General features: G+C 59.2%; 14 protein-coding genes and 1 pseudogene. 10 read left to right on the top strand and 5 right to left on the bottom strand.

All coding sequences use genetic code 11. From position 1 onward, the window contains the following. From ATC00_RS20145 to ATC00_RS20115, 8 genes are all read left to right on the top strand, one after another. On the top strand, positions 1-289 hold a 289-nt coding region (locus tag ATC00_RS20145; protein WP_161951932.1), incomplete at its 5' end, for an alpha/beta hydrolase. 724 nt (positions 290-1,013) lie between these two features. Next, the gene (locus ATC00_RS32255) at positions 1,014-1,211 is read left to right on the top strand and encodes a hypothetical protein (protein ID WP_153045257.1); all 198 of its coding nucleotides are present in this window, start codon (positions 1,014-1,016) and stop codon (positions 1,209-1,211) included. 60 nt (positions 1,212-1,271) lie between these two features. Then, positions 1,272-1,412, top strand: a complete 141-nt coding sequence (locus ATC00_RS32995) for a hypothetical protein (RefSeq protein WP_162843171.1) — start codon at positions 1,272-1,274, stop codon at positions 1,410-1,412. Positions 1,413-1,684: 272 nt separating this feature from the next. Next, positions 1,685-1,897 carry a hypothetical protein gene (locus tag ATC00_RS20135; RefSeq protein ID WP_064254107.1) on the top strand — a complete coding sequence of 71 codons (213 nt, stop codon included), beginning with the start codon at positions 1,685-1,687 and terminating at the stop codon, positions 1,895-1,897. After that, positions 1,884-2,129 (top strand): hypothetical protein, encoded by a 246-nt coding sequence (locus ATC00_RS20130; protein ID WP_064254106.1) that lies wholly within the window; start codon positions 1,884-1,886, stop codon positions 2,127-2,129. Before ATC00_RS20135 ends, ATC00_RS20130 begins: the two co-directional genes overlap by 14 nt. Positions 2,130-2,407: 278 nt before the next feature. Continuing rightward, on the top strand, positions 2,408-2,617 hold the full coding sequence (locus tag ATC00_RS20125) for a cold-shock protein (protein WP_064254105.1): 210 nt from the start codon (positions 2,408-2,410) through the stop codon (positions 2,615-2,617). Positions 2,618-2,791: 174 nt separating this feature from the next. Then, positions 2,792-3,151 carry a DUF6481 family protein gene (locus ATC00_RS20120; protein WP_064254104.1) on the top strand — a complete coding sequence of 120 codons (360 nt, stop codon included), beginning with the start codon at positions 2,792-2,794 and terminating at the stop codon, positions 3,149-3,151. An 87-nt stretch (positions 3,152-3,238) separates the two neighbouring features. After that, positions 3,239-4,282 carry a fatty acid desaturase gene (locus tag ATC00_RS20115; RefSeq protein WP_064254103.1) on the top strand — a complete coding sequence of 348 codons (1,044 nt, stop codon included), beginning with the start codon at positions 3,239-3,241 and terminating at the stop codon, positions 4,280-4,282. A gap of 219 nt (positions 4,283-4,501) precedes the next feature. On the opposite strand, the gene ATC00_RS20110 is transcribed toward ATC00_RS20115, so the two are convergent. Together ATC00_RS20110 and ATC00_RS33620 are read right to left on the bottom strand one after the other, a co-directional pair. Then, positions 4,502-5,275, bottom strand: a complete 774-nt coding sequence (locus tag ATC00_RS20110) for a hypothetical protein (RefSeq protein ID WP_153045256.1) — start codon at positions 5,273-5,275, stop codon at positions 4,502-4,504. A gap of 209 nt (positions 5,276-5,484) precedes the next feature. Further along, positions 5,485-5,778: a hypothetical protein gene (locus ATC00_RS33620; RefSeq protein WP_064254101.1), complete on the bottom strand. Its 294-nt coding sequence runs from the start codon at positions 5,776-5,778 to the stop codon at positions 5,485-5,487. Between the two features lie 450 nt (positions 5,779-6,228). Here ATC00_RS33620 and ATC00_RS32250 point away from each other — a divergent pair. After that, positions 6,229-6,826 (top strand): annotated as a pseudogene (locus ATC00_RS32250) (tyrosine-type recombinase/integrase). Between the two features lie 136 nt (positions 6,827-6,962). On the opposite strand, the gene ATC00_RS20095 reads toward ATC00_RS32250, so the two are convergent. Further along, entirely contained in the window at positions 6,963-7,772 is an 810-nt protein-coding gene (locus ATC00_RS20095) for an SH3 domain-containing protein (protein WP_064254109.1), read from the bottom strand. Between the two features lie 707 nt (positions 7,773-8,479). Between ATC00_RS20095 and ATC00_RS20090 the strand changes: the two genes are divergently transcribed. Further along, a complete protein-coding gene (locus ATC00_RS20090) occupies positions 8,480-8,932 on the top strand; it encodes an NUDIX hydrolase (protein ID WP_064254100.1) in 453 nt (150 codons plus the stop codon). Between the two features lie 440 nt (positions 8,933-9,372). Here ATC00_RS20090 and ATC00_RS33270 read toward each other — a convergent pair. Next, positions 9,373-9,606, bottom strand: a 234-nt coding sequence (locus ATC00_RS33270; RefSeq protein WP_206744267.1) for a hypothetical protein, incomplete at its 3' end; no start/stop codon positions are given. A gap of 16 nt (positions 9,607-9,622) precedes the next feature. Continuing rightward, positions 9,623-10,127 (bottom strand): IS91 family transposase (locus ATC00_RS20085; protein ID WP_173827779.1); only part of this gene is annotated, 505 nt, incomplete at its 5' end.

Here is a 10,127-nt window from a genome sequence, read left to right as displayed (position 1 = left end):
GTCGGTGCTGTCGCTCGCTCAGACGATTTACCCCTACTTTCCGGTTGCACTCCTTATCAAGGATCCGTTCCGCTCCGATCTAAGAATAGCGAAGGTCAGGCAACCGAAGCTGTTTATCCACGGTCGGCGTGACCCTGTCATTCCGCTTTCCTCGGGCGAGGCGCTCTATGAAATCGCACCCACACCCAAGCAAATGCTGATCTACGACGGCTTCGGTCATAATGATCTTTGGGAGGCCCCGATGGTCAACGACGTTATCCGGTTCGTGGAGCGCTTTAACGGCGCCTAGTGCGGCAGCGATGCCGCATTTTCTCGCCTGCGATCTTAGAAGCACATAACGGGAACATCCTCACAACACGCCGTGCACAGAGCCTGTGATGAACGGCTCCCATCGACCCTTTGAGGTCATTTATTCGCAGCGACCCGAATTACCGTGTTGCCCCCCAAGTGGACATTTGTGCCTCCTGGTCCGCCACGAACCCTTTTTCCAGTCGTGGTATTGTTCCTCTTTAGGAAGGCGACATGACGAAGCCCCACAGGGACGTGGCGACGCATATCCGGCAGGTGATGGCAACCGATTACAACGTCGCTTTTCTCCGATCACTTCCCGTGTTCAGAGTCAGACCTAAACTCCCAAGGAATATAAGAGTGCTCCTCAAGCGGTTGCATGATGTGGAGACGCAGGGAAATGAAGGCCGTTGACCACGGATGCTGGCCGGGGTCGGTATCACGTCCTCGACGGTAAGCGAGCCAACAGTCCCGACGCGCAACTTTCAGCAGGCGTGGTACGATCTCTGCATAGAGGGCCTGGTCTAGAGGCGAGTGTCGCCTGTTACCGGAGAACTGTGCGATCCGTTGCGTCATCCACGAGAAGATCATGCGACAAATAGCAAAGCGGCCAGCGCCCTTGCGCTTGGCTGCTAAAGGGCGCATGTTCTCGGCGTCAGCAGCCATTGTCAGGGCGCTGCTGCTTCGGGGCCTTGGTGTCCTGGCCCCAATGAAAGGAGGACAGCATGTCTTCCGACCTTCACCTTCACATCGTCGCTCGTAATCTCGTCAGCGTCAGCGATTTTGGTTACGGCGAAAACGTTCGGCTTCAGCATAATGGTAAAGGCGAGCCAGCGGCAGCGCCGCGCATCAAACGGTTCAACTTGGCAGCGCGAGCCGGCAGGCTTTCCTGCTTTCGAAGCGCAAAGCTTCGTCCTTGCTGAGTAAGAGTGCGGTGACGCCCCAGCGCAGCCGACGACCACCCGAAAATTCAGGAGCATCAGATGGCCAAAGGCCAAGCTAGAAGCAACCGCGAAACGCGAAAGCCGAAAAAAGACAAGACCGTGGCTCCGGTCGCGAGCCTACAGGGCACGACCGCAAAGTTTGCGAACAGCGGGTTAAGTCTCGGAAAGAAGAAGAAGTGACTGTCACCGGATCAGAGGCCGCCTGGCATATAGGTTCTACCGCGTCGGTGACGCCAGGGGCGTTGCGCTCTTCGGCGGGCAGCGGTCGCCGTCTTGAATGGACAGTACGCGTCACCAAATAAACACTGCGTTTCAGCCTTTCGGCTACCTGATCCCCCGGTTCGTCCTGCTGCTTGGCGACTCCCGATTTGCAACGTTTCGAACTCCGCCCCTGGCAGGAGATAAGCGCGCCGGACGTTAACCCGGCGCGCATCCAGTCTTAGGATACCCTTATGAAAGACACGACCCGCCACGTGGCGGAAAGCCTGTTCTCGCGCACGATGCCCGAGGGCTCAAATGCTGCCAAGCTGCAGGAGATACGCGCCCGACAAATCCGCAGGATGCGGGAACTCAGACCAGTTGAAAGGCAGAGGCGCCTTGAGAAGCGCATGAGGACCGCCAACGCTTTGTTCGCCCCCAAGGAGCGGCCCCATGGCGACGTTTGATTACAGTGCCGCCGCAGGACTTTATCCCTGTAAGACAGTGAGAAGAACGGGCCGCCTTCGGTACAAGAGGTTTGAATCGGCCGCCGAAGCACTTCGTTTTGCGATCGAGGATATGCCGGTTTCGATGCTTCGCGGCTCTATCCTGGAGGTCGACGAGGCCCGTTACGATGGTCAACAGATACGCAGGCTTTACGAAGCCGATGCATACCCTCTGCCGCGGCGGGGCATGTGACGTCACGACCTTCACGCGCTTCCCGGCGTCCCCCTTGCGTGGCAACGCGGCAGGGTGACCTCATTCGCCGACTTCTATTGGTAGTATATCTGCGAAACTCGAAACAAGAAGTTGACGCGACCGTCAAAAAGCTGTACTGGCGTCCATCGATACTTTGTTTGCCGATATTTGTTTTTGCTGCGCCTCGCGCTTCTTAACGAACTTCTCCTTTCAAAAGTCGAAAAATGCCCGCTGTGCGTCGCCCAGCGGTGATCAATGTTGCTAAGAAAGGATTCGTTATGACCACTGGCACAGTTAAATGGTTCAATGCCACCAAAGGCTTCGGCTTCATCCAGCCTGACGACGGCAGCGCCGACGTGTTCGTTCACATTTCGGCCGTCGAGCGCGCCGGAATGAACTCGATCGTCGAAGGCCAGAAGCTCGGCTTCGAGCTCGAGCGCGACAACAAGTCGGGCAAAATGTCCGCAGGCCAGCTCCGCGCTGCCTAAAGCTTTTAGCCGCCGATGACCACGGATGTACTGGCATGGCGGCAAGAAGTTCGAGAAGGCCAGGCGGATGTCTGGCCTTTTTCTGTTCTGAGGCTCTATTTGCCGGCACGACATCCGCCTTTTCTTTCCGAGAGCGTGACCGGCTCGTCACCCGCGAGAATTAAGGAATTTCCATTGAGACACCCGAACGACAATGGCTTTGCGGAGCGCCGTACTGCTGCGGCCGAAGCCAAGCGTCAGCTTCTGGCAAAATTCGCCGCCGCCCCCAAGGCAACTGACCCGGAGATGCAGGAGCGGCTTGCCGCCCGCGAAACGGTGGCGGTTGCACGCGAGGCGCGTCGTGCCGAACGCGAAGCGCTGAGGCGGGCGGAAGCCGCAGCAGAGATGGCGGCAGCCGAAGCCAAGGAGCGGAGAGAAGCCGAAGCCCAGCAGGCTGAAATTGCCGATCGCGCTTCACGAGACCTGGCGGCCGAGGCTGCCCGCAAAGCCGAGCGCGATCGTCGCTATGCGGCACGCAAGGCTCGTCAGGCCTGACACCTTCAGCCATTGCAACTGAAGCTCAGGCGCAAGGCCACAGGCCTGGCAGATGATTTATGAGTCGAGGAACACGGACCAGTTTTGATGAATGCACATGTCTGCCCGCCGGCTTCGCTTGCCAAAAATGATGCCGCACTTTGGTTGAAGACCCTCGCGAAATACCGTCAGCCCCGCATTGGACGCAGCGCCTTCGAGCTTCTTGTCACCATCGTCCCGTTCGCCGGCTTCTGGGCCGTCGCCTATTTTTCCCTCGCCAGCGGGTTCTGGTACGGGCTCATCGCAATCATTCCGGCCGCAGCCTTCCTCCTGCGGCTTTTCATGATCCAGCACGATTGCGGCCACGGCTCGTTCTTCGCTCGCCGAGGCCTCGACGATTGGACAGGGCGTGCCATCGGCGTGCTTACGCTGACCCCATATGATTACTGGCGCCGGGCGCACGCCGCTCATCACGCCTCGGCCGGCAATCTGGACGAGCGGGGTGTCGGCGATATCACCACACTCACGATCTCAGAATACCGTTCACTTTCTCTCACGAAGCGCTTCGGCTACCGTCTTTATCGGCACCCGCTGGTAATGTTCGGCATCGGCCCCGCGTGGCTCTTTCTCCTCAAGCAGCGCTTGCCGTTCGGAATGATGACCGGCGGTGCGCTGCCCTGGATCTCGACGATGGCCACGAACGTTGCGATCGGGATAGGCGCCGCCTTGATGGCTCGGGCGATTGGATTCCTGCCCTTCCTGTTGATCCACCTGCCGATCGTGCTCCTGTCAGGCACGGCCGGCATCTGGCTCTTCTACGTGCAGCACCAGTTTGAAGAGACGCACTGGTCGGCCGGCGAGGATTGGCGTTTTCCCCAGGCGGCCCTGCACGGTGCGTCCCACTATGACCTGCCGCTGGTACTGCGATGGCTGTCCGGCAATATCGGCATTCATCACGTGCATCACCTGTCGAGCAGGATCCCTTACTACAGATTGCCGGAGGTTCTGCGCGACCACCCACAACTCGCGCGTATCGGTCGCATCACTCTTTGGGAAAGCTTTCAGTGTGTCAGGCTGGTCCTTTGGGACGATAGAAACCAGAAACTCGTTTCATTCCGTGACGCCGCCGATGCCGCCGATCACGCAGCATAACCACCCCCATTTGCTGAGATGAATTTCCAGCGCCAACGTTAGCCGCTGGCGTTTCGCCTTTACCAAGACGTCGCAAGCGCAGGTCGGGAATACTGCTTGCACGGCTTTGCGGGTTGAGCTTTACGCCATATGAATTGAAAAAACGCCGTAGCGCTTCCTGACTGGACGCGCCGCGCTGCGGCATACCTCGGCTGAAGCCGCCTTTGTGTTAGGGGCTCGCTATTCCATGCTGCAGACGCCGCTGCGGAGCCGATACGGTCGGTTGCACTCCCAGGCGTTACCGGAAGGATCGAAATGCGCATTCTCAGGAAGCTTGACCTCTGAACACGTGGTCCCTTTCGATTCAAACCCGCGATCACACTTCCATTTCTGACCATAGGATGTGTCGACGAAGAATGCGTTTTCCGGAATTTGGACGGCAACGCAGGTTTCGCCCTTCTGTTCGAAACCACGATCGCAAATCCACTCGTTCCCGCTGGTCGTCAGATAAGCGTGCTCCGGAACGATCAACGCTACGCACTTGCGTCCGATATTCTGGTAACCGCGCTCACATTCCCATCCCTGATTAAGGGCCGTGTCCGACAAAAACGCATTATCCGGCACCTCGATGAGCTCACATCCAGTGCCGTTGCGGCGATGCCCCCGCATGCATTTCCAGCGATCGCCATAGGAGGGATCAAGATAGGCATTTGCAGGCACCTGGACGGCAAGGCACCGGTTGCCCTCTTCAACGAATCCGTAGTGGCATTCCCAGCCCTTGCCATAGGATTTATTCGTCAGGAACGCGTGGTCGGGAGCCATCACTGCGGCGCAGGAATTGCCCTGCTTTCTGAACCCGCGATCGCACTCCCAGCCAGATCCGTAGCGGCTTGCCTCGGCATTGGCCGGCACCGGCGGTGTCACTTGGCCAAATGCGCTCGAGCTGAAAACCAGAGTTGCTGATAGAAGGACGCTCATCCGGAGGTAAGATATTGAGCAGTACGGTTGGGGCATGACTTTATCTCCGAAGGAGCCGGTGGGCCGTTAGCTCGAGGTATAGTCCTGAACCGGCGGTGCCGATCGATCCGGGGTGACCCGAAAGGCGGTTGGCCACCGGGATGGAGAAATTTCGGCTTGACCGATTTTCCAGATCTCCTCCCCGGCAGGCCTCTACAAGCGTCTCCCGGAAGAACCGCAAAATGACCGAGCGCGAGGAACGTCGCTCATCTCGTGAGGCGTTGCAGCTCGAGCGGTAGACCTTGGATAGCGTAACGGCCCAACCGCGCTCCGGGCAGTTGCCTGTGCTTGCCGGCCATGCCCAATTGACATTCGAGCTTCGCCGCTAGCCCCGACCGGGATTCAACACCCGCAAGCAACAGCTTAGTGACCAGCAATGTGGCAGTCTCAAAAAATCTCGGATCATCGACAAGGACATCCGCGCGATAGCCAGCTTCGTCTAAGACTGACCGGATCATTTCCCTATCGGAAGGCGATATATTGCGTATGGTGGAAGACATGGCGCCCTCCTTGATTGGGGCCAGGGTATCTAGCCCTCAAGCAATAGCGCCCGTAACATTTGCTACTGAAGGTTGGACCCTGCGCCTTTATTTCGAGAATAGCAACTGCCCTCAGGTTTCATCCAGTGTCAGTCTCGGAGCGCGCCGCTCGGCGGATCACAAGCCAGCTCTGGATGCTGGATGCCGGGCCCGGGAGGCCATCGTAGGCAACGGGGCCAGGAGAGCGCGTGCGGCTGGTGCAAGACAGTTGGGTATTTTCCTGGCAAATCACTCCGCGCCCGTCGAATTGTTAGAGGCAAATTCCTCCGCTGTGCACTCAACGCTGTCATCAGCAGGCTGGCCGGCGCATGGCTCGATTCGACCCGAAAGGTCACTTCCAGGAGGATTATCATTGGGCGGCTTGACGGGTGAGCGCTGCGGCAGTGGAGGGTGGCTCTTGGGAGCAAGGCTATGTCTAGCTGGAACTCGGGCCGCATCATCGGTCAGAAACCTCCATTGAAACCGAAGGAGGTCTGGGCCATCCGAACCCGCCTGCAGATGTCGGGTGCGGCACGCGACCTGGCGCTGTTCAATCTCGCGATTGACAGCAAACTGCGAGCCTGTGATCTCGTGGCGATCTCGGTTGCCGATGTTGCAATCTCCGGAAGGGTGCGCGACCGGGCGGATCATCATCCAACGGAAAACAGGCCGACCAGTGCAGTTCGAACTGACCGATCAAACGCGGGAGGCTGTCGGTGCCTGGATTGGACGTCGCAGGCTCGGTGAATGGGATTACCTGTTTCCGAGCCGCGTGCACGCAAAGCCGCACCTGCCGACGCGGCAGTATGGCAGGATCGTCGAACGGTGGGTGTCGAGCAGCGGGCTTGATCCGAAGCGCCACGGCACACATTCGATGAGGAGGACGAAGGCGGCCCACATTTATAAGAAGACAGGCAACCTGCGCGCCGTCCAGCTCCTGCTCGGCCACAAGAAGCTGGAAAGCACTGTGCAGTCCCTTGGAATAGAGGTGGACGACGCCTTGGCCATTTCCGAGCAAGTGGAGCTGTAGCACTCAAGAGCGGCGCTTCGAAGCGAAGCGCCGCCCGCTGGCCTAGTTCTACCCTTCTCGGACGTCGGTTCCCACCCCCCCCCCCGCGCCACCGAGAATCAGGGTGTAGCGCGGCATCTCTGCCGCCCAGGCCGCATTAGTTCGGGCAGTCCGGATCGCCAGGTTGGCAGACAGATCGCTGCGGCCCGCGGCGGTCTTTGTCACCACCGCTGCGGCCACGATTGTCGTCGCCGCGGCGGATGACGCGATTGCCATCATCGCCTCCCCGTTCGAAGTTCCGGCGGTTGCGATCGCCGCCGCCGCGCAGATCACGGTCAAAGTCCTGCTGCCTGTCGATATCACGCCTGCGGTTGGGCGCGCGATCGAAATCCGGGAGGCGTTCCGGACGATCGTCAAAGTCCCGGCGTCGCTCAGGGGTGCGGCTAAAATCGGGCCTCGGCTCCAATCTCCGGTCGAATTCCGGGAGCGGAGCTGGACTCTGCTCGAATTCACGTCTGCGGCGCGGCGAGGGTTCCGCACGGTGATCCGGGCCGCGATAGAAGTTCGGTCCGCGACGCCAGCGATCGCGGTCGCGATAAAACTCACGGTCGCGGTAGTGACGATCCCAATAGCTGCTGAAGCTAAAGACGACGACAGGAATACCGAGCCGACGATAGTATTGGGGCCCGAGATAAACGCGGCGCTGTTGATAGAGTGCCTGGATATATCGGCCATGCACCCAGCCACGGCCGTCGTAGAACTCCACGTCGCACCAGGGCACGTCGGCAAGACAGCCGTAGATTTCGATGGATTCGCCAGCCGGGATTATGGTGACCGCCGGATACGCCGTGCTTGGGCCGGCGCGCATATTGACGTTCGCCGTCGCGAAGCCTTCTGCCGCCTGAGCGATCGCCGGAGCAAGCAAGAGAATACCGGTCGCGGCAATTTTCAAAAGGGCGCGTTTCACGTTTTCACCTCCCTGGAGGAGGGCAGGCGTCATGCGACAAACTGTCTTGATTTTACTCCGCCTATTTCCGGATTCCGGGCATAGTTGGAGCGCCTGCCAGTGTTGTTAGGCGACCACCATCGGTTTGTCTTTCAATGACTTATAGCGCGTTTTGCATGAATGCAGCTTGAACGGAAATCTGGTCCCTGCGCATTTGAGCTTGCCGGAACTCTCGCTGGCAAAGCCCGCTTCCGATCGGCTTACGGCTAATCAGCGCGTGAGCAGGCTGGCGATCAATACGCCTGCTGCTGATGGTCGCGATTGATGGCGATTGAACGGCAGCTCCGCCGACTTTGGGCGATGAACTTGCTATAAGGGCAGCCTGTCCGAACACGTACGTGTGCCTCGCCAAGAGGCAGGCCAGCCGGAGCGGTCGGGGGCGACCGACAATATTAGCGTTAGCTAATTATATCTGTGGTACACTTCCAGCATGCGCGACTTGCTGCTCTATATCGTTGTGCTCGGCTGCCTCGTGGCGATCGATTGGATCGCAACCGGGGAAGTACAGCCGCGCGGTTTGGCGAGCAGCGAGCGAGCAAGCCCACTCCGTGCGGTATCAGGTGGAATATTTGGTCGATGACATCGCCAAGCTTTAGGCCTGGTCCAATTCATCAGAGGGCTTGCAGCCGGTTTGCCTCTAGCATCAGGCGCACTAAATCTCTCTCGAAATGATAAAGAAAGAAAAGACGCAATCGACGAACGAGTACGCACAGCGCCAACAGGTGGCCGCCCTGCCGTTTCGCATTTCAGAATCCAAATCCATTGAAATCCTCCTGATCACGTCGCGCGATACCGGCCGGTTCATCATTCCGAAGGGTTGGCGAAAGAAGGGGCAGAAGAAGTCGGACTCCGCTGCCAGGGAAGCTTACGAAGAGGCGGGCCTTGTCGGCAAAGTGACAAGCAAACCGGCGGGAAGCTACACGTATTGGAAGCGGGGCGTCGGTAATTTTGAACGGCTTCAAGTGCTTGTCTATCCGCTCGAGGTGAAAAAGCATCGAGCAAGCTGGCCGGAAAAAGGCGAGCGAAGAATGGCTTGGCTAACGCCGCAGGATGCAGCCCTCCTCGTCGATGAACCGGATCTCGCCTCGCTGATCAGGAACTTCGCGGGGCCTGAAGATTGAAACCGGGTGGCTACAAGTGCCGGTTCCCGATCGGTCAGCTACACAGAAGGACTTACTGGACAACGTCAGCCGTTCTGTCACGATGAGGGCAGCCAAGAAGATCTTGGCCCCAAACTAGAGCCCGCCAAACGGTCCCCCTCGTACCCGCGGGCTCTTTCTCCATCTGTCTGCGCGGCCCCTCGGGTTCTCGCTACATTCCCACCCGTTTGGAACCCGTGTTCTTCACCTGTTCGCTAACCCTCATCCTTTCGAGTTATGACCAGGCCACCATCAGGGGAACAGATCGACGAGTCTGCGGGCACGGGCCACATCTACCCCCTTTTATTCGGACCTCCGGTCTGAACAAGCAACACAAGATGCCAGATTACGTTGGGTGATCGAGGTCTGCTCCTGGCGTACGATTTAGCCGTTCGGCAGAACCATGCCAAACGGCTGCTTCNCGGAGGCTGGGTGGGACCTATGGGGAAAGCGCGGGGCCGCGGGCGTCTGTTGTGGAATTGAGCGCTGACGACAGAAGCCAAAGCGCCGACCTGAGGGTGTGGGATGCGTTGATCGGAAGCAGGTTTGACGGTCTCGTCGCTGTCGAGTTTGACGGTTTTGCGGTGCTCAGTGTTATTGAGCGCAAAGCGATCCGATCCCGGAATGCAGGGTGTTTTCGGGTCGGCTTTGGCCAATGTGACGGGCGTCTTGTCATGCGGCCTGCTTTCGCGGTGGCGCCCGGGCTCTGGGTTTCTGACCGCGTCGGAAGATCTCGATGATGCGCATCGGGCCACCGCAGTCGGGGCATGGCTCTCTCAGAGTGCGCGGGATCGCCTCAGCGCTTGGCGGACCATCTTGTTTGGCCGTTTCCGCTCCAAGCAGAGCGCGGATCTTTGCGACCTTGGTCTTGCGGCCCGCACTGGCGAGCAGGCCGTAATGGCGGATGCGGTGGAAACCGTCGGGCAGCCCATGGAGCAGGAAGCGGCGAATGAACTCGTCGGTGGCCAGCCGCATGACCTTCTGCCGGTCGCCGGTTTTGATCCGGTAGTCCTTCCAGCGGAAGGCGACCGTCTCGGCATCGGCGCTGATCAAGCGGCTGTTGGAGATGGCGACGCGGTGGGTGTAGCGGCTGAGATAAGCCAAGACCGCGTCGGGGCCGCCGAACGGCGGCTTGGCATAGACGACCCATTCGGATTTGCGCAACGGGGCCAGCCAG

Source organism: Sinorhizobium americanum, assembly GCF_001651855.1.
Lineage (GTDB): Bacteria > Pseudomonadota > Alphaproteobacteria > Rhizobiales > Rhizobiaceae > Sinorhizobium > Sinorhizobium americanum.
Note: the sequence above shows the minus strand (reverse complement) of the source record. Positions and strands in the feature narration are given on the sequence as shown.

Coding starts and splice junctions, on each gene's coding strand:
- ATC00_RS32255 (WP_153045257.1), top strand. CDS start 1,014: ATGTCTTCCGACCTTCACCTTCACATCGTCGCTCGTAATCTCGTCAGC.
- ATC00_RS32995 (WP_162843171.1), top strand. CDS start 1,272: ATGGCCAAAGGCCAAGCTAGAAGCAACCGCGAAACGCGAAAGCCGAAA.
- ATC00_RS20135 (WP_064254107.1), top strand. CDS start 1,685: ATGAAAGACACGACCCGCCACGTGGCGGAAAGCCTGTTCTCGCGCACG.
- ATC00_RS20130 (WP_064254106.1), top strand. CDS start 1,884: ATGGCGACGTTTGATTACAGTGCCGCCGCAGGACTTTATCCCTGTAAG.
- ATC00_RS20125 (WP_064254105.1), top strand. CDS start 2,408: ATGACCACTGGCACAGTTAAATGGTTCAATGCCACCAAAGGCTTCGGC.
- ATC00_RS20115 (WP_064254103.1), top strand. CDS start 3,239: ATGAATGCACATGTCTGCCCGCCGGCTTCGCTTGCCAAAAATGATGCC.
- ATC00_RS20110 (WP_153045256.1), bottom strand. CDS start 5,275: ATGCCCCAACCGTACTGCTCAATATCTTACCTCCGGATGAGCGTCCTT.
- ATC00_RS33620 (WP_064254101.1), bottom strand. CDS start 5,778: ATGTCTTCCACCATACGCAATATATCGCCTTCCGATAGGGAAATGATC.
- ATC00_RS20090 (WP_064254100.1), top strand. CDS start 8,480: ATGATAAAGAAAGAAAAGACGCAATCGACGAACGAGTACGCACAGCGC.